Source organism: Streptomyces sp. NPDC033131 (genome assembly GCF_055578365.1).
Genome location: NZ_JBVIPA010000002.1, coordinates 207,671 through 232,080, shown reverse-complemented (window position 1 = coordinate 232,080; position 24,410 = coordinate 207,671). Strand labels below are relative to the sequence as shown.

20 protein-coding genes and 3 pseudogenes are annotated in these 24,410 nt (G+C 71.0%); 14 read left to right on the top strand and 9 right to left on the bottom strand.

From position 1 onward, the window contains the following. Positions 1-12 precede the first annotated feature (12 nt). Positions 13-1,488, bottom strand: coding sequence for a glycoside hydrolase family 3 N-terminal domain-containing protein (locus ACZ5XS_RS04415; RefSeq protein WP_468647694.1), 1,476 nt, complete (start codon positions 1,486-1,488; stop codon positions 13-15). Positions 1,489-1,643: 155 nt separating this feature from the next. Between ACZ5XS_RS04415 and ACZ5XS_RS04410 the strand changes: the two genes are divergently transcribed. After that, entirely contained in the window at positions 1,644-3,101 is a 1,458-nt protein-coding gene (locus tag ACZ5XS_RS04410) for a hypothetical protein (RefSeq protein ID WP_468647693.1), read from the top strand. A gap of 38 nt (positions 3,102-3,139) precedes the next feature. On the opposite strand, the gene ACZ5XS_RS04405 is transcribed toward ACZ5XS_RS04410, so the two are convergent. Continuing rightward, a complete protein-coding gene (locus ACZ5XS_RS04405; protein ID WP_468647692.1) occupies positions 3,140-4,216 on the bottom strand; it encodes a hypothetical protein in 1,077 nt (358 codons plus the stop codon). 908 nt (positions 4,217-5,124) lie between these two features. After that, on the bottom strand, positions 5,125-6,186 hold the full coding sequence (locus ACZ5XS_RS04400) for a glycoside hydrolase family 5 protein (protein WP_468647691.1): 1,062 nt from the start codon (positions 6,184-6,186) through the stop codon (positions 5,125-5,127). A gap of 210 nt (positions 6,187-6,396) precedes the next feature. On the opposite strand from ACZ5XS_RS04400, the gene ACZ5XS_RS04395 reads away from it, so the two are divergent. Beyond that, the gene (locus tag ACZ5XS_RS04395) at positions 6,397-7,440 is read left to right on the top strand and encodes a LacI family DNA-binding transcriptional regulator (protein ID WP_468647690.1); all 1,044 of its coding nucleotides are present in this window, start codon (positions 6,397-6,399) and stop codon (positions 7,438-7,440) included. A gap of 8 nt (positions 7,441-7,448) precedes the next feature. On the opposite strand, the gene msrB is transcribed toward ACZ5XS_RS04395, so the two are convergent. From msrB to ACZ5XS_RS04375, 4 genes are all read right to left on the bottom strand, one after another. Then, positions 7,449-7,856 carry a peptide-methionine (R)-S-oxide reductase MsrB gene (gene msrB / locus ACZ5XS_RS04390; RefSeq protein WP_468647689.1) on the bottom strand — a complete coding sequence of 136 codons (408 nt, stop codon included), beginning with the start codon at positions 7,854-7,856 and terminating at the stop codon, positions 7,449-7,451. 14 nt (positions 7,857-7,870) lie between these two features. After that, entirely contained in the window at positions 7,871-9,262 is a 1,392-nt protein-coding gene (murC, locus tag ACZ5XS_RS04385; RefSeq protein WP_468647688.1) for a UDP-N-acetylmuramate--L-alanine ligase, read from the bottom strand. Positions 9,263-9,342: 80 nt separating this feature from the next. After that, on the bottom strand, positions 9,343-9,816 hold the full coding sequence (locus ACZ5XS_RS04380; protein ID WP_217236625.1) for an indole-3-glycerol phosphate synthase: 474 nt from the start codon (positions 9,814-9,816) through the stop codon (positions 9,343-9,345). A gap of 198 nt (positions 9,817-10,014) precedes the next feature. Beyond that, on the bottom strand, positions 10,015-10,908 hold the full coding sequence (locus tag ACZ5XS_RS04375) for a pyrimidine reductase family protein (RefSeq protein ID WP_468647687.1): 894 nt from the start codon (positions 10,906-10,908) through the stop codon (positions 10,015-10,017). Between the two features lie 116 nt (positions 10,909-11,024). Here ACZ5XS_RS04375 and zapE point away from each other — a divergent pair, with 116 nt between their 5' ends. From zapE to ACZ5XS_RS04340, 7 genes and pseudogenes are all read left to right on the top strand, one after another. Next, entirely contained in the window at positions 11,025-12,137 is a 1,113-nt protein-coding gene (zapE, locus tag ACZ5XS_RS04370) for a cell division protein ZapE (RefSeq protein ID WP_468647686.1), read from the top strand. Between the two features lie 195 nt (positions 12,138-12,332). After that, the gene (locus ACZ5XS_RS04365) at positions 12,333-12,725 is read left to right on the top strand and encodes a hypothetical protein (protein ID WP_468647685.1); all 393 of its coding nucleotides are present in this window, start codon (positions 12,333-12,335) and stop codon (positions 12,723-12,725) included. 79 nt (positions 12,726-12,804) lie between these two features. Next, positions 12,805-13,383 carry a carbonic anhydrase gene (locus tag ACZ5XS_RS04360; protein WP_468647684.1) on the top strand — a complete coding sequence of 193 codons (579 nt, stop codon included), beginning with the start codon at positions 12,805-12,807 and terminating at the stop codon, positions 13,381-13,383. A gap of 8 nt (positions 13,384-13,391) precedes the next feature. Beyond that, entirely contained in the window at positions 13,392-14,879 is a 1,488-nt protein-coding gene (locus ACZ5XS_RS04355) for a SulP family inorganic anion transporter (protein ID WP_468647683.1), read from the top strand. A 103-nt stretch (positions 14,880-14,982) separates the two neighbouring features. Then, on the top strand, positions 14,983-15,783 hold the full coding sequence (locus ACZ5XS_RS04350) for a slipin family protein (protein ID WP_468647682.1): 801 nt from the start codon (positions 14,983-14,985) through the stop codon (positions 15,781-15,783). Between the two features lie 94 nt (positions 15,784-15,877). Further along, positions 15,878-17,263 (top strand): PhoX family protein, encoded by a 1,386-nt coding sequence (locus ACZ5XS_RS04345; protein WP_468647681.1) that lies wholly within the window; start codon positions 15,878-15,880, stop codon positions 17,261-17,263. A 20-nt stretch (positions 17,264-17,283) separates the two neighbouring features. After that, positions 17,284-17,601: pseudogene (locus tag ACZ5XS_RS04340) on the top strand (polyphosphate kinase 2 family protein); the annotation flags it as partial. Here ACZ5XS_RS04340 and ACZ5XS_RS04335 read toward each other — a convergent pair. Further along, positions 17,601-17,900 (bottom strand): annotated as a pseudogene (locus ACZ5XS_RS04335) (IS200/IS605 family accessory protein TnpB-related protein); the annotation flags it as partial. The pseudogenes ACZ5XS_RS04340 and ACZ5XS_RS04335 overlap by 1 nt on opposite strands. 451 nt (positions 17,901-18,351) lie before the next feature. Here ACZ5XS_RS04335 and ACZ5XS_RS04330 point away from each other — a divergent pair. From ACZ5XS_RS04330 to ACZ5XS_RS04320, 3 genes and pseudogenes are all read left to right on the top strand, one after another. Continuing rightward, positions 18,352-18,960, top strand: a pseudogene (locus ACZ5XS_RS04330) (polyphosphate kinase 2 family protein); the annotation flags it as partial. Between the two features lie 28 nt (positions 18,961-18,988). Further along, the gene (locus ACZ5XS_RS04325; RefSeq protein WP_468647680.1) at positions 18,989-20,503 is read left to right on the top strand and encodes an FAD-dependent oxidoreductase; all 1,515 of its coding nucleotides are present in this window, start codon (positions 18,989-18,991) and stop codon (positions 20,501-20,503) included. A gap of 84 nt (positions 20,504-20,587) precedes the next feature. Beyond that, positions 20,588-21,493 carry a polysaccharide deacetylase family protein gene (locus tag ACZ5XS_RS04320; protein ID WP_468647679.1) on the top strand — a complete coding sequence of 302 codons (906 nt, stop codon included), beginning with the start codon at positions 20,588-20,590 and terminating at the stop codon, positions 21,491-21,493. On the opposite strand, the gene ACZ5XS_RS04315 is transcribed toward ACZ5XS_RS04320, so the two are convergent. Continuing rightward, complete coding sequence (locus ACZ5XS_RS04315) at positions 21,435-21,614, bottom strand: hypothetical protein (protein ID WP_468647678.1); 180 nt, start codon at positions 21,612-21,614, stop codon at positions 21,435-21,437. The two genes, ACZ5XS_RS04320 and ACZ5XS_RS04315, sit on opposite strands and share 59 nt — an antisense overlap. Before the next feature lie 41 nt (positions 21,615-21,655). Here ACZ5XS_RS04315 and ACZ5XS_RS04310 point away from each other — a divergent pair, with 41 nt between their 5' ends. Both ACZ5XS_RS04310 and ACZ5XS_RS04305 read left to right on the top strand, forming a co-directional pair. Next, complete coding sequence (locus ACZ5XS_RS04310) at positions 21,656-22,384, top strand: peptidyl-tRNA hydrolase (protein WP_468647677.1); 729 nt, start codon at positions 21,656-21,658, stop codon at positions 22,382-22,384. Positions 22,385-22,592: 208 nt separating this feature from the next. After that, positions 22,593-23,900, top strand: coding sequence for an MbnB/TglH/ChrH family RiPP precursor modification enzyme (locus tag ACZ5XS_RS04305; RefSeq protein WP_468647676.1), 1,308 nt, complete (start codon positions 22,593-22,595; stop codon positions 23,898-23,900). Positions 23,901-24,410 lie beyond the last annotated feature (510 nt).

Here is a 24,410-nt window from a genome sequence, read left to right as displayed (position 1 = left end):
GCGTCGCTCCCGTCACACTCCGGACAGCGCCTCGGCGACCGCCCGCAGGTTCACCTTCCCACGCCCGTACGAGCACAGGGCGCCGTCCTCCGGCAGTCCGGTGGCCACGCGCACCGCGTCCGGCCGCCGGGCCAGCAGGGCGTCCCGCAGGGCCGCCTGCCAGGGGTGCAGCCCGGCGTCGCAGGTGGCGACGGCCAGGGGCAGGTCCCGGGCCAGACGCAGGATCCCGTCGGCGAGGGCGGCCGGGTCCGCGGGCTCCCCGGTGACGCACGTGCCCGTGGCGGTCGGATCGACGGCACGCAGCTCGGTCAGCAGGTCCTCGCCGCCCCAGTTGAGCGCCGGATGCGGCGGCGGGAACAGGTCGACGACATGGGCGCCGCGCACGGGCGCCGGCCCGCTCCGGCTCCGTACGGCCCGGCGCGCCGCCTCCAGTCCCGCTCCCGTGTCCCACGCGGCGGTCCCGGTCGCGGGGGCGGCGTACCGCTCGGCGAGCCGGCGCACCCGCCCCGCGGCCTCCCCGATCCGCTCCTCCGCCAGGGTCGCGTCGCCCAGCGCTGCGAGCACGGCGTCCCGGCAGCCCAGCGTGACCTCCAGGTCCGGTACGGCGACGATGACCTGGTCCGCCCCCGCCGCGAGCGCGATCCGCGCCCCGGCCGCCTCGCCGTAGCGGTCGGCTATCGCCTTCATCTCCAGCGCGTCGCTGACCAGGACGCCGTCGAAGACGAGTTCGTGCCGCAGCAGATCGCCCAGGATGCGCCGGCTGAGGGTGGCGGGGCGGTCGGCGTCCAGCTCCGGGAAGACGACGTGCGCGCTCATCAGCATCGGCACCCCGGCGGCGATGGCGGCCCGGAAGGGCGCGAGGTCGAGTTCCTCGTACGGCCGCGGGTCCACGGCCAGGTCGTGGTGGCTGTCGGTCACGGTGCCGCCGTGTCCGGGGAAGTGCTTCGCGCAGGAGGCGATGCCGCGCGCCTCGGTGGCGGCGATCCAGGCCGCCGTGTGGCGGGACACCAGCTCCGGGTCGGTGCCGAAGGCGCGGGTGCGCACGATCGGGTTGTCCGGGAGGTGCTGGACGTCGGCGACGGGCGCGTAGGACGCGGTGATGCCCAGGGTCGACAGATGCCCGGCGAGCGCGTCGGCGCACCGGGCGGTCAGATCGAGGTCGTCGGCGACACCGAGGGCGAAGGAGCCGGGGACCTCGGGGGCGCCCGCGCCGACCAGGTGGCCGATGCCGCCGCCCTCGTTGTCGATGCCCACGAGGAGGTCGGGGCGCAGGGCGCGCAGGGTGTCGGTGAGCCGCCGCACCTGCTCCGCGTCACGCACGTTGCGGGTGAACAGGATGACGCCGCCGAGGCCGCGGTCGACCAGCCGTTTCAGGGTGTCGGGGACGGCGGTGGTGCCGTCGAATCCGGCGACCAGACAGCGGTGGGCCGCTTCGTCCAGGTCGACGGGGAGCGCGGTACTGAGGGTCGTGCCTTCGGTGGGGCTCACCTCCGAAATTTTCTGGCTCACTCATCCAAAAGTCAACAGTAATCTGGATTTGTGATTCATGCCGCCGTGAACAGGACTACCGACGCAGACTCCGGCAGCACTCTGGCGGAGTAGCTCCGTGTGCACACCGCACGCTCGGGTTTGAGCCTGGACGCATGAGCATCCCTCCATGGGTCGTCGTCGACGCACCGAACAGCCGTGGACTGCGTCGGATCACCATGGGCGGCGAAACGGTGGGCAGCGCCTGGTCGCCGGGTGAGCTGCGGAGACTTCTCGGGCGGCTCGGCTGTCCGCAGGACATGGATCTGGAGGATCCGACGTCCATATGCTGGCGCGGCGGTGACAGCAGGACGTGGCCCGACCGTGCTTGGCGAAGGCGCGCGATCATCGTGCTGATGATGGCCGGACTGCTTGCGTCCATGGCCCTCAACACGGTCGTCGGATGGCCGGACGCGTCTGGTGCTTCGACCTTCGCGCAACGGATCAGCGGGGCTCTGTTCGTTCTGTCGGGCGCGGTGCAGGGTGCGACAGCGATCGCGGTACTCGACTACTGGGGGAGACAGCAGTTCCGGGCCTCCGGGGCGATCGTCCTGCTGGGCGTGCTCATCGCGCTGGCCACCGACAGTCTCCTGCTGTTCATGTGGCTCGAAGAAAGGGAGTACACCTACTACCTGTTCGTGTTCCTGCCTCTCTGGTGCTGGTCACTGTGGGCCGTCTCCCTTCTCGTTCGGGAGAAGTCATGGAAGGGGGTTCCGCAGCCCAAGAGTTTTGCTGCGGGGGTGGTTGCCACAGCGCTCCTGACCGGTACCAGCCTGGCGTATTCGACCATGTACCAGCCTGCCGCAGCCCCGATGCACTTCGCCCTGAAGGCGGAATTCGGGAAGTCGCGGGCGGACCGCAACCTCCCGTTCGTCCATGTCCCGCTGACGCTTTACATGAAGAACACCGGCGGGATTCCGGTGTACATCATGAACGATACCTACACGGTACGGGGAAGAGGCGCCGAGTACTCCGATGGTGGGGACCTGGTGACGGAATGGAGGGAGAGTTCGGGCAGACGGGGTGAGCGCGAGGGTGAGGCGGAACTCCACGTCGACCATATCAGGTACCACGCAATAAGCAGCGGGCATTTCTACGGCCCGGGCAACTGGCTCGAAGTCGGGCAGGAATACACATTGAAACGGGTGTTCCAGCTCCCCGAGAACACCAAGTACGACACCGTGAGCGTCGACCTGCAGATTTCATACATGCGGAAGGACCGCGGAAGGCTCGACGTGGAGGAGTTCGCAACTCCGCACTACACGTGGAACAAAAAGGACAGGGAATACTACTGCCCCCCGGATTTGTGCGGGGAACATCTCGTCTACAGCGGAAGGCTGTGGCACAACAACAATCTCGTCAATGTGACACGCAGGCCGCGCTATGTGACAGCCATCTGGTCTCCGGGGCGTCGGACCATCATTTCCTCCATCTCCTCGGTCGGTTCTTTCCCCGAAACGGGGTTGGCCAACTATGCGGAGGTGAAAAGGGAGATGGACAGATATGGAGCCGCGAAGGTCGAGGCCAACGCGGAGGTGCCGGTCGCGGAGTTGCTGAGACGCTCCGGCATCTGAGGAGTTGCCGAGACCTGTCGGCGTCTGACTGCGGTGTGCTACGCCGCGTCGAGCCAGGTCCCGGCCGTGATCCCTTCTTCGTCAAGGTACGAAGCCGTCTTCTGGCAGTAGAGAGCCGACTTGCCGAGGGTCACGAACAGTTCGCTTCTCGGCACCAGGTCGGCGAGTTCGGTGATGAGCGGGGCGACCTCGAACGGGGCCTGACTGTGCTCGTCGTTCCGCAGCTGGGCCACGACGTCGAGCAGGTCGTCGTTCTTTTCCTCGGCCTTCCAGAAGTCCTTGACCCCTTCGGTGTCCCACCTCTCGGGAAGCAGATCGTTCAGGCTCTGGCTGAGATCGTTCTCTTCGACGGACTCGAATACGGCATTGGTGCAGAGTGCGGCCGCCTTGCCGAGGGGGGAATCCGGCCGGTCCTGAGCCGAGGCGGCCTCCTCCTGCTGCTCCTTCATTCGAGCGGTCTGTTCCTCCAGATCCCTGCCGGCTTCGGCTCGGTCCTCCTGCGACGTCCTGGGGTCGCTGATCTTCTTCATGGTCGCACTGACCTCATGCGTGCTTTTCGTGAGCTTTTCCTGCTGCTCCGGGGGTGTCTTCGTGTACTGGATCCAGTCCGCCGAGGAGCTCACCGGCACGGCGGCCGGACGTATCCAGTTCGCGACCCGGCCGTTCTCGGCCTGGATCCTTCCCGTGGAATAGTTCGCCTGTCCCACGATGCCGATCAGCTGGGCTCGCAGTTCCTGTGACGTCCCGGGGGCACGGATCATGTTCATGAGGGATGTCGTCCGTTTCGACACCAAAACGACCATGGACCGTTCCTCGGGCGGCACATCCGGGTCATGCCCCACCTCCAGCGTGGAGGTCACCTGCGTCACCAGCTCGATCAACCGCCCCCGCAGCTCGCCGGGTGTCCCGGGGTCTTCGATGGTGGTCAGCGTGGAGGTCAGCTCCTCCGCGCTCTCGATGACTCCTTGCCTGTCTTGCGGTGAGGTCTCCGGGTCCGTGACCGCCTGGAGGGTGGTGGTCAATTGCGCCACGGTCGGCGCGAGTTCCTCGGGAAGGTCTTCCTTCTTCTCGTTCAGGCTTGTCGTCAGGTCTTCGATGTCCGTCTGTTGTTCCACGGGGAGTTCGGTCGTCGATTCGCCCGTGCCGTCGGGATCCGACGCCTCACTCGGTGTGGAGGGGGGAGGCGTTGTAGCCGTCGGCGAAGGAGGTGGGCCGGTCGGCGTGGGCGACGGGGGTGGGTCCGTCGGCGGAGGCGTGGGTGTGGGTGTGGGCGAAGGAGGTGGGGCGGTCGGCGGAGGCGGAGGAGGTGTCGTCTGCGCGGGTGCTTCAGCCATGCTCTCGCCGTGCGTCCGGGACGCTGCCACAGCACTGACAGGGGCTGCCGGCAACGCGAGCGCCGCAGCCAAGAGAGATGCGTTGACCGTGCGGAATGCGTATCGCCGGGCGGTTCTGGCCATGATGGTTCCAGAGGCGCTGTGCGTGTGCTGCTTCGTCTGTCGCGGACTCGGCCCCTTGAGGGCGGCCAGCAGAGAAGATCTGGAGCTCAGACAATGCAGAGCCGATATACCCCACTCTTCACCCGCCCGACGCATTCCGCAACGCGAACGGCACTCCCCCGGATCGGTCCACCCTCCGGCGCGTCACGGCCTTTTCGGAGGCGAACAGACCTCGCGGTCGGCCACCGGCCCAGCCTCAACGGCCGTCAGTGGCTGATTCGTTGGCCGCTACGTGCTCAAGACGAAGGCGTCGAAAGCGACTTGCCGGCGTAAGCGTGAAGTCGGTGAGCCGGTTCCTGAGCGCCACGTACGGTACAGCGGCCTGTTGCGCCTGCGGCGCGACCATGCGGCGCACCGCCTCGCCGACGCCCGGCGGACCCCGTCGCGGCAGCAACGGGCGGGCGAGCGTGGGCCGGTCGGGTTCGCGGACGGTCATCCGCACGGCGGGATCGTGCCGCACTCCTCGGTCAGCGGCAGACGGCCCCCGCGTCAGTGCCGCGGGGGTCGTCAACGGCAGGGCCGCCCGGTCAGGGCTGCTTGACGGCCGTACCGCGGCCCCAGGCCCAGGCGAGCCGGTCGGCGCCGGACTGGTTGGTGGTGGCCAGCCAGGGGCGCGCGGGGTCGCCGGTCAGGGTCTGCAGCGAATAGGTGTCGTCGGTGCGCAGGCCCGGCCAGTAGACGGAGCCCATCTTGAGTTCGCGGAAGGTGTCGGTGACGGCCTGGAGGAAGTTGACGAAGTTGTTGTCCGGGGTCGGCACGTTGTAGTTCAGGCCGGTGGTCATCGGGGATCCGAACTCGTCCGCGACGGTCCGGTTCGCGCAGTCGCCGATGCGCACCTTGAGGTCGGCGACCCACTGGTCGTAGGTCGCGTACTCCTTCCAGAACCCGTAGTGGTGCAGCGACAGGTAGGTGCCCTTCAGGCGCGGGTCGGCGCACACAGAGGTGACGTGGTCGTTGTAGCCGGCGCCGCTGACGAAGATCCGGTTGCGCGGGACCGACGGGTAGGCCGACAGCCACTGCGCGGCCTTGTCGGCCCACTCGGTGTCGGTGTAGCCGTGCGGCTCGTTCATCGGCTCGAAGTAGACGCGGCTGTCGTTCTTGTAGGCCTTGACGACGGTCTTCCACATGGGCCAGTAGGTGGCCTCGTCGTCGATGAAGCCGTCCTTCCGGTCGCCCGTGCCCTCCCAGTAGGAGACGATGACCTTGAAGCCCTTGTCCGACGCCGCGTCGATGACCCCGCGATACGACTTCCAGTAGGAGCCGTTGACCGTGTACGGGTTGATGGGCAGCCGCACGGTGTTCGCGCCGAGGTTCGCCCGGAACGCGGAGATGATCCGGCTCGCCTTGGTGTAGGTCTGGGCGTAGGTGTCGGAGAGCGACAGGCCGGACAGCACGACCGGGTCGTCGGCGAAGTTGTCGCGGGGGTCGGCCCAGTTCACGCCCTTGAACTGGGTCGTGTCGGTCTTCGGCGCGGCGGCGGAGGCCGGACTGCCGGCGAGGGTCGTGCCACTGATCGCGGCGATCGCGACCGCGGCGAAGGCGGTACGCAGCCGGGGCGTGAAGCGGGCTCGGGTGGGGGTCTTGCGCATCGACGTGCCCTTTCAGGAGCGCGGATGTTTACGTGAACACGCACGGCGACAAGTGGGGGCCGGTTCTCGGGCGGGGGGACCCGGGGGCGATGTTTACGTAAACTTGGCGGCGCCGGAATCGTGACATCCACCCCAGCGGCCGTCAAGGTTTCCCCCGCGTAACATCCGGTGCGTCGGGCAACAGGCGGATTCGCGTCGAAGGAGGCACCAGTGGTGGAACGGGGCGGCTCGGGCGTGCCCGGCGGGCGCCGCAAGCAGCGCGTCTCCATGGCCGATGTCGCCAAGGCCGCGGGCGTCTCATCCCAGACGGTCTCGCGGGTCTCCAACGGCCATCCCGGAGTGATCAGTTCGACCCGGGAGCAGGTGCTCGCCGCGATGCGCGAGCTGGGCTACCGGCCCAACAGCGCGGCACGCGCCCTGCGCTACGGCCAGTTCAACACCATCGGCGTGATCCTGTTCAGCCTCTCCTCGACGGGCAACAGCCGCACCGTGGAGGCGATCGCCACGCACGCCGCGGCCGAGGGCTACGCGATCACCCTGATCCCCATCGACGTGCCGACCCAGGACAACGTGCTGGGCGCCTTCACGCGCATGGGCGAGCTGGCCGTCGACGCCGTCGTCGTCATCATGGAGATCCATCTGCTCGACGCCGCGACGGTCCAGCTCCCGCCCGGCGTCCACGTCGTGGTCGTGGACTCCGACGCCGGGGACCGCTACGGCGTGGTCGACACCGACCAGGCCGACGGTGCGCGGAAAGCCGTACGGCACCTGCTCGACCTCGGGCACCGGACCGTATGGCACGTGACGGGCCCCGAGGCCTCGTTCGCGGGCCAGCGCCGGACCCAGGCCTGGCGCGCCGTCCTGGAGGAGGCCGGGCGCCCGGTGCCGCCGCCGCTGCACGGCGACTGGACGGCCGAGTCCGGCTACGCGGCCGGCCTCGCGCTCGCCGACGACCCCGGCTGCACCGCGGTGTTCGCCGCCAACGACCAGATGGCCCTTGGCCTGCTGCGCGCCTTCCACGAACGCGGCCGCTCCGTCCCCGAGGACGTCAGCGTCGTCGGCTTCGACGACATCCCCGACGCGGCGTTCTTCGTCCCGCCCCTCACCACCGTCCACCAGGACTTCGCCGAGGTGGGCCGCCGCTGCGTGCAGGGCGTCCTGCGCCAGATCCGCACGCAGGGCGGCCCGAGGGCCGGAACCGACCTGGTCCCGACGAGCCTGGTCGTCAGGAACAGCACGGCAGCGCCGCGCTGACGCTCAGGTCACTCCCCCTCGGGGGTCAGCCGCAGCGAGATCGAGTTGATGCAGTACCGCTGGTCGGTGGGGGTCGGGTAGCCCTCACCCTCGAACACGTGCCCGAGGTGCGACCCGCACCGGGCGCACCGCACCTCGGTGCGCACCATCCCGTGCGACCGGTCCTGGATGAGCTCGACCGCGTCCGAGTCGCGCGGGTCGTAGAAGCTCGGCCAGCCGCAGTGGGACTCGAACTTCGTGGTGGAGGTGAACAGTTCGGCTCCGCAGGCCCGGCAGGAGTAGACGCCCTCGGTCTTGGTGTCGGTGTACTCACCGACGAAAGCGGGCTCCGTACCGGCCTGCCGCAGCACGGCGTACTCCGCAGGGGTCAGCTCCGCGCGCCACTGCTCGTCCGGCTTCTCGATGTCGTACGACATGTCGGCCAACCCCTCTACTTCTGTGCGAGACGGTCCAGGATCCGCGGGCCGAGGTCCGTCACGTCACCCGCGCCCATGGTGAGAACGAGATCACCGGGCTTCGCCATTCCCGCGACGACGTCCGGGACCGCGCCCTTGTCGTGGACCGGTGTCACGTCCGCGCCCGCGGCCCGCGCCGCCTCGATGATCAGCTCGCTCGTCACGCCCGGGACCGGGTCCTCGCGGGCCGGATAGATGTCCAGGACGACCGACGCGTCCGCCAGGGACAGCGACCGGCCCATCTCCTCGCCGAGCTCCTGCGTCCGGGAGAAGAGGTGGGGCTGGAAGACGACCAGGATGCGGGCGTCACCGGCCGCCGCGCGCATCGCCTCCAGGTCCGCCGTCATCTCGGTCGGGTGATGGGCGTAGGAGTCGATGACCTGGACCCCCGCCGCCTCGCCCTTGAGCTGCAGGCGCCGCTTCACACCGGTGTACGCGGCCAGCGCCGGGGCCAGCTCGGCGGCCGGGACGCCCAGGGCCACGCCCGCCGCGAGCGCGGCCACCGCGTTGTGCGCGTAGTGACGGCCGGGCACGGAGACCGTGAAGGTGAGCTGCGCACCGTCCAGCAGGACGGCGACCTCGCTCTTCAGCCCCTGCGCCGTCACGGACAGGACGCGCACGTCGGCGTCCTCGGACTCGCCGTACGTCACCGTCCGCACCGACCCGGCCAGCCGCCGCGTCAGCTCCCGCGCGCCCTCCTGGTCCGCCGCGATCACCAGCGTGCCACCGGGCACGATCCTGCCCGCGAACGTCTCGAAGGACTCGTAGATCTCCTCCATGGAGGCGTAGTTGGCGTGGTGGTCGAGCTCGACGTTCAGGACGATCGCGACCTCGGGCGCGTACTTGTGGAAGCTGCGGTCCGACTCGTCCGCCTCGCCGACGAAGATCTCGCCCTCGCCGTGCAGGGCGTTGGAGCCGGGCGCGTCCAGGTCGCCGCCGATCGCGTACGACGGCTTCAGGCCCAGCTCGCTCAGCGACACGGCCAGCATCGACGTGGTCGTGGTCTTGCCGTGCGTGCCCGCGACCGCGATCGGCCTCAGGCCGTCCATCAGCCGGGCCAGGGCGTCCGAACGGTGGACGACCGGAATGCCGAGTCCGGCCGCCCGCGCCAGCTCGGGGTTGTCGGCCCGGATCGCCGACGAGACCACGACACAGCTCGCGTCGTTGGCCAGGTGCTCCGCCGCGTGCCCGATGTGCACGCTCGCCCCCAGTGCGCGCAGCGCCTCGGCGGTCTCGGACTCCTTGGCATCGCTGCCGGCCACCTTCGCCCCGCGCTGCGCGAGGATCTTGGCGATCCCCGACATTCCGGCGCCGCCGATGCCGATGAAGTGCGGTCGGTCCATGGCGGGGGGAAGGCCGGGTGCCATGCGGGTCTCCTGGGGTGGTACGGCGGACATTCAGGTACCGGCAAACCCTATGACACCCACGACGGGCCCCGGGGCGGACGTCAGGCCTTGCTGTGCGAGAAGAGCTTGAGCACCGGCACCCCCACCTTGTGCCGCGCCCGCGAGGCCCAGTCCCGGTGGAAGAACTCCTCCACGTAGTGGGGATCGGTCAGCACGATCACCTCGTCCGCGTCGGTCTCGCCGACCAGGGACGTGAGCGCGTCCAGGGGGTGGTCCTCGATCAGCCGCCCCACCGCATCGCTGCCGGCCGCCCGCAGGGCCCTCAGCGACACGTCGAGGGCCTGCTCCCCGAACCCCCTCGCCTCGTCGCCCTCCGGCATCTCCCGCTCCCGGGCCGCCTCGTCGAGTTCGCCGAGCGCGACGTCGTCGATGGCCCGCAGCAACCGGTCCGCCTGGTCGCCGCGCGGCTGCAGCAGGACGTGGAAGGCGACCCGCTCGTCCCCGTGCAAGGTGGTGACGAACTCCACGTCGGCGGACGTAAGGGCCTTCTCGATCATCAAAACGCTTGTGAACACCAGGCGCCCCTTCTCCTCCGAGGGCCGAGCGCCCTCTCTCCTCCGTGGGCCGTTCAGGCCCTGCGGAAACCATCCTGCCCCGAGATCGCACGGGTACTGCCGGTTTCAGTGTGCCCGTCGGAAGCTAAACGGAACGGGACATTCCACCGATGTCGGAGCCGGCGGTTCCGATCGATCCCGTTTCCGGCGCGGCCGGGCTCACGACCGCTGGTAGCGGCTGAAGAGGAAGCCCTCCTCCTCCAGCAGGGACGCCAGCGCGAACCGCTGCGGGACCGCCACCGCCGGTCCGCCCGCGATGCGCTGCGCGTCCCCGGCGGTGAGCATCGGGGCCACGGTCAGGCAGAGCTCGTCGAGCACTCCGGCGGCCACCAGCTGGCCGAGCAGCCGCGGGCCGCCCTCCGTGAGCAGCCGGGTGTGCCCGAGCTCCGCCAGGGCCCGGACGGCACGGGCGGGCTCGACACCGACGCCGTCACCGGCGACGACGACCCGGGCGCCCGCCTTCTCCGCCGCCGCGATCCGGTCCGGGGCCGCCGCGGCGCCCGTGAGGATCAGGGTGGGAACCAGGGGCGAGGTGAACAGCGGCAGGGTGAAGTCCAGGTTCAGGCTCGCGCTGACCACGGCGATCGCGGGGACGGGCCCCTGCCCGGCCGCCTGCCGCATCTGCGCGAACTCCGTACGCGCGCGTGCGGGTCGGTACCCCTCCTGGCGTACCGTTTCCGCGCCGGCGATCACCACGTCCGCGAGGGCCCGCAGGGTGCCGAAGATCCGCATGTCGGCGGCGCTGGAAATGGGCTTCGACCGGCCGTCGTGCTGGGCGGCTCCGTCGAGCGTGGAGACCATGTTGGCCCGCAGCCAGGCCCCCGGCCCGCCGGACCCGGCTCCGGCCGCGCCCTCGGGCCCGAGTTCGGGATACGCGTAGGCGGCGGCCAGCTCGGCCGGACTCCACTCCCGGTCCACGAGGTGAGCGCGCCCGACTCCCCCGGCGCCCTCACCCCCGGAGCCTTCGGGAACACCCCCCACCCCCTCCCCACCAGGTGCCTCACCCGGGGTCCGGGCCACGGTTTCGTCGGTCACAGGGAACAGGCGTCGCATGCCTTGCAGTGTGGCATGGGCGCCGGGGCGCACCAGGGGGCTGCCGGTGCCCCCTCGCCCCACCCCCGCCCACCCGGGCCGCCCGTCGCCGCAGGCAGGCCCTAGCATGGGTAACCGTGCCTACCTCCCCCGCCGCGTCCGGATTCGGTCCGACAGCCGATGCCGCCCCGCTGTCCCTGTGTGACCGTGAGCCGCGTGTCCCCGCGGACCGGCTGGTCGCCGAGATGGTGCCCCCGCCGCGGTTCGACTCGGTGCGCTTCGGGACGTACATCCCGGACCCGAACCAGCCCAGCCAGACCGAGGCCGTGCGGGTCCTCGAGGGCTTCGCCGCCGGGCTCGGCGGGGCGCACGCCTCCGGTGCCGGGAAGGTCAGGCGCGGTTTCCTGGGCCTGGGCAGGAGCAAGGGCCCGCAGACCCCGGCCGGGCCGCGTGGTGTCTACCTCGACGGCGGTTACGGCGTCGGCAAGACCCACCTGCTCGCCTCCCTCTGGCACGCCACCCCGGCCGAGCCCGAGCTCAAGGCGTTCGGCACCTTCGTGGAGCTGACGAACCTGGTCGGCGCCCTCGGCTTCCAGAAGACGGTGCAGACCCTTTCCGGTCACCGTCTGCTGTGCATCGACGAGTTCGAGCTGGACGACCCCGGCGACACCGTCCTCGTCTCCACCCTGCTCGGCAAACTCGTGGACGCGGGCGTCGCCCTCGCCGCCACCTCCAACACCCTGCCGGGCAAGCTCGGCGAGGGCCGGTTCGCCTCGGCGGACTTCCTGCGCGAGATACAGGGCCTGTCCGCGCACTTCCGCGCCCTGCGCATCGACGGCGAGGACTACCGCCACCGCGGCCTGCCCGAGGCACCGGCGCCGTTCACCGACGAGCAGGTCACCCGGGCCGCGCACCGCACGCCGGGCGCCTCGCTCGACGGCTTCCCGCAGCTCCTGGACCATCTCGCCCGCGTCCACCCCAGCCGCTACGGCGCCCTGACGGACGATCTGAAGGCGGTCTGCCTCACCGACGTCCGGCCGGTTCCCGACCAGTCGACGGCCCTCAGGCTCGTCGTGCTCGCGGACCGGCTCTACGACCGCGAAGTCCCGGTCCTGGCCTCCGGGCTGCCCTTCGACCGGCTGTTCAGCGAGGAGATGCTGAACGGGGGCTACCGCAAGAAGTACTTCCGGGCGATCTCCCGCCTCACCGCGCTGGCCCGGGACGCCAAGGGCCTGGTCGAGCCCTCCTAGAGCCCGCGCCCGCCCACCGGCTCTTCAAGATCAAGAGCCGGTTCCCGCCAACAACCCCGCACGCTTCAGCCTCTCTTCAGGTCGAAACGTTAAGTTAACCCTGCAAACAACTTTGCAGGGCTAATGTGTTTCTTGACCAGTCGTTGACCAACCGTTGGTGCGGACTAGAGACGTGAACTGCCTGAAGGGAGGCGCATGTTGCGAGGTACGACGGTACGCACCGTGCTGGCGGCCCTGGCCGCCGCCCTGCTCGCCCTCCAGTTCTTCGCACCGACCGCGTCCTTCGCATCCGCGCACACAGTCCGTCATACAGAGGCCAAAGCCCAGCCCGGAACCAAACCCTCCGGCAAGGCTCTGCGCGACGAGTCCGCCACACACCGCCAGTGCGACCCCGCCGGGGACCCGACCGGTCCCCTGCGCAGCCGCGACCGGCACCGCGCCGTCGACTTCGCCCCTGAGGGGCCCGAGCGCCCGCTGCTGGCTCAGGATCCGGCGGCCGTACGCACATTCGGCGTACCCGGTGCCTTCCGGCTGTCGAGATCCTCGACAGCCCATTCCCCGGCAGCACTTCAGGTCTTCCGCTGCTGACAGCAGAGCAGCTCTCTTCCCCCCACCTCTGTCATGTAAGCCCGACGCGCCCTTGGCGCGCCAGGAGGAGTCACCACACATGCAGCCCCTCATCGACAACGCCCGCACGTTCGGACAGCGCCCTGAGGAGTTCGCCAGGCTGGCCGAAGGCCAGTCTCCGCAGGTCCTGTTCATCACCTGCTCCGATTCCCGGGTCGTCCCGGCACTGATCACGGGCGCCCGCCCCGGTGAGCTCTTCGAGCTGCGCACCGCCGGCAACATCGTCCCGCCGTACGCCTCCGAGCACCCCACCAGCGAGGCCGCGACCATCGAGTACGCGGTGGAGGTGCTCGGCGTCAACGACATCGTGGTCTGCGGGCACTCGCACTGCGGCGCCGTCGGCGCCCTGGTCCGCGGTGACGACCTGACCGCCGTACCCGCCGTGCGCGACTGGCTCACGCACGCCGCCCCGCGCCCCTCGGGCGCGGCCGAGGACCCGACCGTGGCCGAGGGCGTGCAGAACCATGTCCTGACGCAGGTGCTGCGGCTGCGCTCGTACCCGTTCATCGACAAGAAGCTGACGGACGGGCAGCTGTCGCTGCACGCCTGGTACTACGAAGTGCACACCGGGGGCGTCCTGACCCACGAGGCCTCCTCCGACGCCTTCCGGGCGCTGTGAGGCCCGCCATGGAACAGCGAAGCAGGTTCCCTCATCTGCGGCAGGACTTCGCCGCCTCCCTCGTCGTCTTCCTCGTCGCGCTCCCGCTGTGCGTCGGCGTGGCCGTCGCCTCCGGCGTCCCGGCCGAGCTGGGGCTCGTCACCGGCATCGTCGGCGGCATCGTCACCGGCCTGATGCGGGGAAGCAGCCTCCAGGTCTCCGGACCGGCCGCCGGTCTGACGGTGCTGGTCTTCGAGGCCGTCCAGGAGTACGGCCTTGCCGGGCTCGGGGTCATCGTCCTCGCGACCGGTGTGCTCCAGATCCTCATGGGCGCCCTGAAGCTGGGGCGCTACTTCCGGGCCATCTCGGTCTCCGTGGTCGAGGGCATGCTGGCCGGCATCGGGCTCGTCCTGATCGCCGGACAGCTGTACTCCGTCACCGACGCCAAGGCCCCGGCCTCCGGCCTCGGCAAAATAGCCGGACTGCCCGGCGCCTTCGCCGACGCCGTCCAGAGCACCGCGGCGCTGGCCTCGCTCGGCCTCGGCGCGGGCACCATCGCCGTGCTCGTGCTGTGGAGGCGGATGCCGAAGCAGTTGCGCACGGTCCCCGGACCGCTCGCCGCCGTGGGCCTGGCGACCCTCGCCGCCCTGGTGTTCTCGCTGCCGGTCGCCACCGTCGAGGTGAAGGGGCTGCTGGGGTCCATCCAGCCGCCGTCGATGGACGCCTTCGGCGGCCTCGCGAGTGTCGGCCTGATCTCCACGATCGTCGCGTTCACCCTGATCGCGTCCGCCGAGTCGCTGTTCAGCGCGGCGGCCGTGGACCGGCTGCACGACGGTCCGCGCACCGAGTACGACAAGGAACTGGTCGCGCAGGGCACCGGCAACGCGATCTGCGGCATGCTCGGTGCGCTGCCGATGACCGCGGTGATCGTGCGCAGCGCGGCGAACGTGCAGGCGGGCGCGAAGACGAAGGCGTCCCGGGTCATGCACGGCGTCTGGCTGCTGCTGTTCGCGGCGCTGCTGCCGTCCGTCCTCGCCTACATCCCGATCCCCGCCCTGGCGGGCATCCTGGTGCACGCCGGCGCCAAGCTCATCCCCGTCCGGCAGATCGTGTCGCTGTGGCGCGAGCACCGCGGCGAGGCGCTGATCCTGGTCGTCACCGCCGTGTCGATCGTCGCGGTCAGCATGTTCGAGGGTGTGCTCATCGGTCTCGCGCTGGCGGTCGTCAAGACCGCCTGGGAGGCCTCGCACATCAAGCTGGAGGTCATCGACAAGGGCGCCGGGCCGGTCCAGGCGTACCTGTCGGGCAACGCGACCTTCCTCAGGCTGCCGAAGATCCTCGACAGCCTGGAGGCGCTGCCTCAGGACCGTCCGGTCGAGCTGGACCTGTCCGGGCTGCACCACCTCGACCACGCCTGCCGTACGGCGCTGGAGAACTGGGCCGAGCGGCACAGCGCGGTCGGCACGGAACCGGTGCGGATGACGACGCCGGAACCGGTGAAGGTCACCGCCTCCTGAGCACGCCCGGTGCCTGGTCCGGGGCCGCCCATGGCCCAGGGCCGGGCACCGGGCATATCGTTGCAGGAGCAGACAGAGAGGACCTCTCGACGAGGAGGTCGGGATGCTCCAGGAACTGTTGACGACGGCCGTCGCGGCCGGTACGGCGGGGATCGTCTACGTCGCCGCGGCGGCGCGGGTCGTCAAGCAGTACGAGCGCGGGGTGGTCTTCCGGCTCGGGCGGCTCGCCGGGGACGTGCGGCCGCCGGGCTTCACTCTGGTGATCCCGTTCGTGGACCGGCTGCACAAGGTGAACATGCAGATCGTCACGCTGCCGGTGCCGGCCCAGGAGGGCATCACCCGCGACAACGTGACCGTGCGGGTGGACGCCGTCGTCTACTTCAAGGTGGTCGACGCCGCGTACGCGCTCGTGAGGGTGGAGGACTACCGGTTCGCGGTCTCGCAGATGGCGCAGACCTCGCTGCGGTCCATCATCGGCAAGAGCGACCTGGACGACCTGCTCTCCAACCGCGAGAAGCTCAACCAGGGCCTGGAGCTGATGATCGACAGCCCGGCCGTGGAGTGGGGCGTCACCATCGACCGGGTCGAGATCAAGGACGTCTCGCTGCCCGAGACCATGAAGCGCTCCATGGCCCGGCAGGCCGAGGCCGACCGGGAGCGGCGGGCCCGGATCATCAACGCGGACGCCGAGCTCCAGGCGTCGAAGAAGCTGGCCGAGGCCGCCGGGGTGATGTCGGAGCAGCCCGCCGCGCTGCAACTGCGGCTGCTCCAGACGGTGGTCGCGGTCGCCGCCGAGAAGAACTCGACGCTGGTGCTGCCGTTCCCGGTGGAGCTGCTGCGCTTCCTGGAGAGGGCACAGCAGGCGCCGCCCGAGCAGTCGATCCAGAGGCCGCCGGAGACGTGACACGTTCTACGCGCGTGGTTCCCGCGGCCGTCGGTTGGTGATAGACACGGCGGGGTCACAGGTTCCTGTCCGCCAGCAGGAAGGTCGTCCCCCCATGTCCGAGACCGCTGCCACCTCCTCGACACGTCGTCAGATGCTCGCCCGCACGGGCGTGCTGGGCGTTTCGATCGCCTTCGCCGGAAACCTCTCCGAACTCTTCACGGGCACCGCCGCCGCGCAGTCCCTGGGCCACACCGGCTACGGCCCGCTCGTCCCCGACCCGAAGGGCCTGCTCGACCTGCCGAAAGGTTTCCGCTACCGGGTCCTCTCCCGCGAGGGCGACCCGCTGCGCTCCGGAGAGGGCACCGTCCCCTCCAACCACGACGGGATGTCGGCCTTCGCGGGCAGACACCAGCAGGTCCACCTGGTCCGCAACCACGAGAACCGCCACACCGCCACCCTCGCCGTCCCCACGGTCAGGGGCCTGACGTACGACCCGGCCGCCAAGGGCGGCTGTACGGCCCTGACCCTGGACTCCCGCGACCGGGTGCTGTCCGAGCGGGTCGCGATCGCCGGCACGGCCGTCAACTGCGCGGGCGGGCCGACCCCTTGGGGCACCTGGCTGACCTGCGAGGAGAACGAGGACAAGGCCGGCACCAACGGCTACACGAAGGACCACGGCTTCATCTTCGAGGTCCATCCGGCCGATCCGCTCCGCTCCGGTGCCGTACCGCTGACCGCGATGGGCCGCTTCCAGCACGAGGCGATCGCCGTCGACCCGAAGCGGGGCATCGTCTACGAGACCGAGGACGCCTTCCTCAAGCCCTTCGGCCTCTTCTACCGCTTCCTGCCCGAGAAGCCGCTGAGCGGTCTCGGTTCGCTGCGCGCGGGCGGCCGGCTCCAGGCGATGCGCGTGCCCGGCGTACCCGACCTGTCCTCCATCCAGGAGACGGGCGCCTGCTTCGACGGCGTCGAGTGGGTGGACGTACCGGACCCGCTCGCCGCCGAAACCCCCATCCGGCTCCAGGACTTCGGCCCGAAGGGCGTCACGCACGCGCAGAAGCTGGAGGGCTGTTACTGGGGCGGCCGGTCGGTGTACTTCGTGTCGTCGTTCGCGCGCAGCGCGGAGGGCTCGGCGGCCGACCACTTCGGGCAGATCTGGCGCTACGACCCGTCCGAGCGCCGCCTGACCCTCGTGATCGTCTTCGGCCCCGACACGGACGTCCAGCTCCCCGGGGAGTCCCCGGACAACATCTGTCTCGCCCCCAGCGGCGGCCTGATGGTCTGCGAGGACGGCAACGGCGCCCAGCACGTCTACGGTGTCACGCGGCGCGGCGAGGTCTACCCGATGGCCCGCGGCCGCCAGAACATCGGCACGCCCGAGGAACCCGAGTGGGGCGAGTTCGCCGGAGTGACCTTCTCCCCGGACGGCGAGACGATGTACGTCAACTGCTACACGCCCGGGACGACGTTCGCGGTGACGGGCCCGTGGCGTAGGTAGCCGAGCGGAAGGGGTGCCCCGTGGCCGAGAAGGACTCCGGGCACAGGTCCCGCAGGGGAAGGAAGGCCGGTCTGCGCGAACTGCTGCGCGTGCCGGGCGGCGAGCGGATCGACCTGTCCTCCTACGACACCGGCTCCGTCCCTCTCGGCCCCGGGGACAAGACCGCGGGCAAAGCGGCCACCACCCGCATCGGCGATGACCTCGCCGACCTGCAGGAACGCCTGTGGGCGGCGAGCACCGCCGGCGACCGGCGCCGGGTGCTGCTGGTTCTCCAGGGCATGGACACCAGCGGCAAGGGCGGCACGATCAAGCACGTCATCGGCTTCTGCAACCGTTCCTAATCAGTGAGCAGGAGTGAGTCTTGGACCCATACCTGGTCACTGCGGACCCCCCGAACGGTTTTGGATGTCCTGGTCGCCCGCGTACTCGCCGCGTCCGGCGGCACGGATCGTGTCCGTGGTCCGGGGATGCGGGGGCGGGGTCCCTCACGCCCGGGAGCACCTGGTCCGGCCTGGACGGTCCGATGCCCGTGCACATCGCTCTGGTGTGCACGGGGCGGTGTCGTCCGTCGCCGGATCCGGGGGGACCCCCATCGCGGCCGCTCCGGCGCCTTGCGATGCACGGCACCAGACCACGCGACCTGATCGGACGCTCATAGTGAAAGGACCCCTTACGCACCGCCCACGCCTGACCGGAATGCTCCAGGCCGTCCCGGCACCGCGTCTTGAGGTCCTTCGAGGCCAGCGACCCCAGATGCGCGCCCCCCATACGCAGCACGTTCTCATCACCGGGCGTCAGGTGCTTGAAACGGGCCCGGACGGTCACGCCATCAGGACCGGACACGACGAACGACGGCATCACACTCCTCAGCTCACCCACCCCGTCACACTCCCGCCCGGCCCCACCCGAAATCCCGTCACCATGACAAACGAACACCCCCCCAGGAAGGTCACGCATTCGATGAAGGAACGTCAGTTCCCTGCCGGAAAAACGACCCCACGGCCGAGGCGCACGACACGACACAGACCACCCACACTCACTCCCACGCACCAGAACGCTCATGACGCACTCCAGAGTCAGCAGCTCCAAACCCCTTCGGCTGCCGTGTCCGGGCGTTCCAGGCGCCCACTCCCGAGGAGCGGGCCCACCCCTTCCTGTGGCGCATCAGGAAGGCCCTCGCGCACCCCGGCGAGCTGGGCATCTTCGACCGCTCCCTCCCCCACGCTCGACTTCGCTCGCGCGGGGGGACCCCCATCGAGGACGTCCTGATCGCCCGCGTCCGCGAACTCGTCCCGCGCGACGAGATCAACCGCCGCTACGACGAGATCAACCAGTTCGAGAAGTCCCTCGCCGACGACGGCGTGACGGTGATCAAGTGCTTCCTGCACATCTCCTACGACGAGCAGCGGCGCCGTCTGCTCAAACGCCTGGACCGGCCGGACAAGCACGGGAAGTTCGACCGGTAGGACATCGACGACCGCGCGTTGTGGCCCGCGTACCAGGAGGCGTACGGGATCGCCCTGGAACTCTGCTCGACGCCGTACGCCCCCTGGTACGTGATCCCGTCGGACCACAAGTGGTACCGGAACTGGGCCGTGGGCCGGCTGCTCCTGGAGCATCTGCGGGAGCTGGACCCGCGGTATCCGAAGGCCGGCTTCGACGTGGCACGCTCCCGCGGGCGGCTGCTCGCGCAGTGAACCGGGCCGGACGGGGTACCCGGCCCGCATGACCGAGAACCCGCATGTCAGCGGCTCGTACTGGCTGGAGACCGCGCCGGGCCCGGACCACCGCGCACTCGCGGAGGACCTGGACGTCGACGTGGCCGTGATCGGCGCCGGAATCGCCGGGCTGAGCACGGCGTGGGAGCTGGCACGGGCCGGGCGGCGCGTGGCGCTGCTGGAGGCCGACCGGGTGGCCGCCGGTGTCACCGGGCACACCACCGCCAAGGTCACCGCCCTGCACACCCTGATCTACGACAAGCTGCGCCGCACCCGCGGCCCCGAGGGGGCACGGTTGTACGCCCGCTCGCAGTCCGAGGCGATCGAGCGGGCCGCGGAGATCGCGGACGAGCTGGGCGTCGACTGCGACTGGGAGCGCCGGAGCGCGTACACGTACGCCTGCGACCCGTCCCGCGTCGACGAACTGCGCGCCGAGGCCGCGGCCGCCCGGGAGGCGGGGCTGCCGGCCACGTTCGTGACGGAGACCGGGCTGCCGTTCCCCGTGGCGGGCGCGGTGAAGGTCACCGGACAGGCGCAGTTCCATCCCCGCAAGTACCTGCTGGCCCTCGTGGACGACCTGGTCGCGCGCGGCGCGCAGGTGTACGAGCACACGACGGTCGTGGGCCTGGAGGAGGGCGAGCCGTGCCGGCTGACCACCGACACGGGGGCCCGGGTGAGGGCCCGGGACGTCGTGGTCGCCACGCACTACCCGGTCTTCGACCGTGCCCTGCTCTTCACCCGGCTCTCCCCGCGCCGCGAGCTGGTCGTCGCCGGGACCATGGGCGCCGACCGGGATCCGGACGGCATGTACATCACGCCGGACGAGGGCACGCGGTCGGTCCGTACGGCACCGCACGGCGAGGACCGGCTGCTCGTCGTCACCGGGGAGCACTTCAAGCCCGGCACCGGTGACACCCGCGCCCGCTTCCAGCACCTGGCCGACTGGGCGGCCGACCACTTCCCCGACGTCACCCTCACGCACGCCTGGGCCACCCAGGACAACGACCCCACGGACACGGTCCCGCTGGTCGGCCCGATGCACCCCGGGGCGCACCACACCTACGTCGCCACCGGTTTCGGCGGCTGGGGCATGAGCGGCGGGATCATGGCGGGCCGCCTCCTCACGGCACTGATCACCGGCCAGGAGAGCGCGTGGGGCGAGCTGTACGACCCGCGCCGGCTGCGCTCGACCGTCCGCGAGGCCCCGTCGTTCCTGAAGCACCAGGCGCAGGTCGCCCGCCACTTCGTCGGCGACCGGCTGCGGCCCCCGCCGCCGGTCGAGGCGCTGCCGCGCGGCGAGGGCGCGGTCGTCCGCACCGAGGGCGGGCGGCTCGCGGTGTACCGGGACGAGGGCGGCCATGTGCACGCCCTGTCTCCGCGCTGCACCCACATGGGCTGCCTCGTCGCGTTCAACGCCGCCGAGCGCGCCTGGGAGTGCCCCTGCCACGGCTCCCGCTTCGACACGGACGGCAAGGTGGTCCAGGGACCGGCGACGCGGCCGTTGGAGCAGCGGGACATCTGAGCAGGGCACCGGGCGAGGCGCTGTGCGGGTGACACTCCAGCGCCGCTGACGCCGACACGTGAGTGATCACCATACTTTCGTACGGTGATCACTCTGGTACGACGCGTCACCGCCGCCTGCGCCCTCGGAGCCGCCCTCTCGGCCTGCGGCACCCCCCAACTCTCCCAGGCTCCCCGCCCCGCCCCCTCCGCCTCCGCGGCCACCCCGTCGGCCGTCCCCTCCCGGCCCCCGACGCTGGCGCCCGGCCCGGCCGGTCTGACCCCCGTGTTCGAGAACGGCCCCCGCCGCACCGCGGACAAGACCGTCGCCCTCACCTTCGACGCCGACATGACGGCCGGCCAGGGGCCACGGGCGGCGGCGGGCGAGCGCTTCGACCATCCACGGCTGATCGCGACACTGCGCGCGCTGAGCGTGCCGGCGACGGTGTTCATGACGGGCCGGTGGGCCGAGGAGTACCCGGCCCAGGCCCGCTCCATCGGCCGGGACCCGCTCTTCGAGGTCGCCAACCACTCCTACAGTCACCACGCCTTCACCGACGACTGCTACGGCCTTCCGACCGTCTCCGAGGACCGGATGCGCGCGGACGTGGAACGCGCGTACGCCGCGTTCCGCAGGGTCGGCGTGCCGGACCCGATGCCGTACTTCCGCTTTCCCGGCGGGTGCTACGACCGGCGGGCCCTGAAGGCGCTGACACCGGCCGGCATCACGGCCGTGCAGTGGGACGTGGTCAGCGGTGACGCGTTCGCCACGGACGCGGAGGCCGTGGCCCGGCAGGTGCTCGACGGGGTACGGCCGGGTTCGGTCGTCGTCATGCACTGCACGCGCAGCGCGGCCCCGGCGACCGAGCGGGCCGTGCGGGCGGTCGTGCCCGAGCTACGGAAGCGGGGATACCGGTTCGTGAAGGTGTCCGAGCTGATCGGGGACGCGGCGCTCACCCCGAGCAGGCCGTCCGCTGGGCCTCCTGCCACTCGCACACCGGGCACAGGGTGATCCCCTTGTACGACTCCGGATACTCCGTGGGCTTCTGGCACAGCACGCACTCCGCGTACGGCGGCCCGTCCGCCTTCGGCGGCGGCGTCGCCTCGCGGATCGTGCAGTAGTCCTCGCTCATACGTCCAGCGTAGGTTCTGTCCGGGTTGGCAGACTGTACGGGTGAGCAACGAGTCGACGCCCGAAAACGAGACCCCCTTCCGCTCCGAGCCCGGCACCCGCGACAGCGCGCCGCAGTACGTACTGCCGCTCGTCGTCCGTATCGAGCGCGGCGCCCCTCCGGCCCGCACGGACGCGCTGGAGACCGCCGCCCGCGCCGTGCTCGTCATGCTCAGCGACGAGCGGTCCCTCGGGGAGGGCGAATGGGCGCAGGCGATCCGCGCATGGCAGGACGCCCGGATCCGGAAGGTCGTGCGGCGGGCCCGCGGTGCCGAGTGGCGGCGGGCCGAGGCGCTGCCCGGCGTCACCGTCGCGGGCAGGTCCGCCGAGGTGCGGGTCTTCCCGCCCGTGCCGTTGGACGGCTGGCCCAAGGACCTCGCCCGGCTCCAGGTCTCCGGCACCGATCTCGACGACCCGGAACCGCCGGTGAACGCGGACGCGGGAGTACCCGTGCTGTGGATGAACCCGGACCTGGACATGTCGGCCGGCAAGGCGATGGCACAGGCCGGACACGGTGCCCAACTCGCCTGGTGGGAGCTGTCGCAGGAGGAGCGGGCCGGATGGCGCGACGCGGGTTTCCCGCTGGCCGTGCGCACCGCGGACCCCGGCCGCTGGGCCGAACTGATCACGAGCGGGCTGCCGTTGGTGCGGGACGCGGGGTTCACCGAGATCGCGCCCGGGCTGACGGTCGCGGTCGAGGGACACGGCCGCGTCGGCGCCTTGCGTCACTGACCTCCGCCCTCGCATCCCCCTCGTGGAGATCACCCGGTCCGATGGGTGGAGGCGGTCGCCACTCTCGTGGCACGGCCACGCCGGCCCCGAACCTCAAATGTTGCTCTGAAGGAGCGGGCGAAGGGGTTCGGGTCCGTGTGGCGGGGCCATACCCCCGTCACGCCCGGGGGGCGGCTCCGCGGAGCCGGAGGAAGCCGAGGAGGGGACCATGAAGCGACTGGGAACGGGCATCGGTTGGCGGCCCGAGATCGCGGACGCCGTCGAGCGCATGCCCGGCATCGACTGGGTCGAGGTCGTGGCCGAGAACGTGTGCCCCGGACACCTCCCCGACTCTCTGCTGCGGCTGCGCGAGCGCGGGGTCACCGTGATCCCGCACGGCGTCTCGCTCGGCCTCGGCGGCGCGGACCGCCCCGACGAGGGCCGGCTGACGGCCCTCGCCGAGCGCGCCCAGGCGCTGGGCTCGCCCCTGGTCACCGAGCACATCGCGTTCGTCCGGGCGGGCGGGCCGCTGACGGCGTCGCCGCGTCTGGAGGCGGGCCATCTGCTGCCCGTGCCGCGCACCCGGGACGCCCTCGACGTCCTGTGCGAGAACGTCCGTATCGCCCAGGACGCGCTGCCGGTGCCGCTCGCCGTCGAGAACATCGCCGCGCTCATCTCGTGGCCCGGCGAGGAGATGACCGAGGGACAGTTCCTGTACGAACTGGCCGACCGCACCGGCGTACGCCTGCTGATCGACGTGGCGAACCTGCACACCAACCACGTCAACCGCGGCGAGGACCCGGCCGACGCGTTCGCCGAACTGCCCTTGGAGGCCATCGCGTACGTCCATGTCGCCGGCGGCTTCGAACGCGACGGCGTCTGGCACGACAGTCACGCCCACCCCGTCCCCCGCCCGGTCCTGGACATCCTGACCGACCTCGCGTCCCGGGTGTCCCCGCCGGGGGTTCTCCTGGAGCGGGACGAGAACTTCCCCGAACCGGCGGAACTGGAAGGGGAGTTGGGGGCGATCCGGGAAGCCCTGGAGAAGGGCGGCGCGAAGGCCCCGCCCACCCGGACGTCCTCCGCCCGCGCCCTGTCCGCGCCGGCTCCGGCCGCCGACGACCTCACCCGCCAGCGCCTCGCCCTCCCTCAGACGGCGCTACTGTCCGCGCTGGTCGCGGGAACCCCCGTACCGGAGGGCTTCGACCGGGTGCGGCTGGGCGTACAGGCCCGGGCCCTCGCCGGAAAGCGGGCGGACGTCGTGGCCAAGGTCGCCCCGGAACTCCCGCGCATCCTCGGCACCGCCTACCGTCCCGCCTTCCTCGCCTACGCCCCCGGCCACCCGATGACCGGCGGCTACCGCCGGGACGCCCTGGACTTCGCCGAGCACCTGCTGCTCGCCGGACGCCCGCAGGACACGGCGGCGCGGCGGGCTCTGCGGGAGTGGTGGCTGGAACGGTCGGGACCGGCCCCGCGCTCGCACCGCCCGACGGTACGGCTGGCCCGAGCCACCCGCCGGGTCCTGCTACGCCGCTGACACTCCAGCCCGCCAACCCGCCGGCAATCGCCCCGCACGGCGGCACGGGCGGGCGCGGACGGCACCCCGTCACTCCACGGACAGCCCAGCCCGCCAACCCACCGGCAAGCACGCCACACAGCGGCACCCCGCTCTCGCCGGACCGCCCAACCGCCGCCAACTCGCGGGCAATCGTGCCGCCGGCACGCCACGAATGGGCGCGGGCGGCACCCACTCCACGGACTACCCAGGCCGTCAACCCGCGGGCAACCGTGCCGCCAGGGCGGCACGGGTTGGCGCGGGCGGCACCCCGCTCTCGCCGGGCTGCGCACCCCCACGCCCCAGCCGCAGCACCGGCCGGCCGCTCGACCGGCCTACGCCACACCCCGCCCCCCGACTAAGCGCACCCCCCGCCCCCGACTGTGCCGGGATTAACACCCCACGCCCGCAGCCCGGCAAGCGTGCCCCGTTTCGCGACTTTTCTCCGCCTATGCCAGCCCATCGCTCTCCCCCATTAACCTCGCATCGCCC

Coding starts and splice junctions, on each gene's coding strand:
- ACZ5XS_RS04410 (WP_468647693.1), top strand. CDS start 1,644: ATGAGCATCCCTCCATGGGTCGTCGTCGACGCACCGAACAGCCGTGGA.
- ACZ5XS_RS04400 (WP_468647691.1), bottom strand. CDS start 6,186: ATGCGCAAGACCCCCACCCGAGCCCGCTTCACGCCCCGGCTGCGTACC.
- msrB (WP_468647689.1), bottom strand. CDS start 7,856: ATGTCGTACGACATCGAGAAGCCGGACGAGCAGTGGCGCGCGGAGCTG.
- murC (WP_468647688.1), bottom strand. CDS start 9,262: ATGGCACCCGGCCTTCCCCCCGCCATGGACCGACCGCACTTCATCGGC.
- ACZ5XS_RS04375 (WP_468647687.1), bottom strand. CDS start 10,908: ATGCGACGCCTGTTCCCTGTGACCGACGAAACCGTGGCCCGGACCCCG.
- ACZ5XS_RS04365 (WP_468647685.1), top strand. CDS start 12,333: ATGTTGCGAGGTACGACGGTACGCACCGTGCTGGCGGCCCTGGCCGCC.
- ACZ5XS_RS04360 (WP_468647684.1), top strand. CDS start 12,805: ATGCAGCCCCTCATCGACAACGCCCGCACGTTCGGACAGCGCCCTGAG.
- ACZ5XS_RS04355 (WP_468647683.1), top strand. CDS start 13,392: ATGGAACAGCGAAGCAGGTTCCCTCATCTGCGGCAGGACTTCGCCGCC.
- ACZ5XS_RS04350 (WP_468647682.1), top strand. CDS start 14,983: ATGCTCCAGGAACTGTTGACGACGGCCGTCGCGGCCGGTACGGCGGGG.
- ACZ5XS_RS04345 (WP_468647681.1), top strand. CDS start 15,878: ATGTCCGAGACCGCTGCCACCTCCTCGACACGTCGTCAGATGCTCGCC.
- ACZ5XS_RS04325 (WP_468647680.1), top strand. CDS start 18,989: ATGACCGAGAACCCGCATGTCAGCGGCTCGTACTGGCTGGAGACCGCG.
- ACZ5XS_RS04315 (WP_468647678.1), bottom strand. CDS start 21,614: ATGAGCGAGGACTACTGCACGATCCGCGAGGCGACGCCGCCGCCGAAG.
- ACZ5XS_RS04305 (WP_468647676.1), top strand. CDS start 22,593: ATGAAGCGACTGGGAACGGGCATCGGTTGGCGGCCCGAGATCGCGGAC.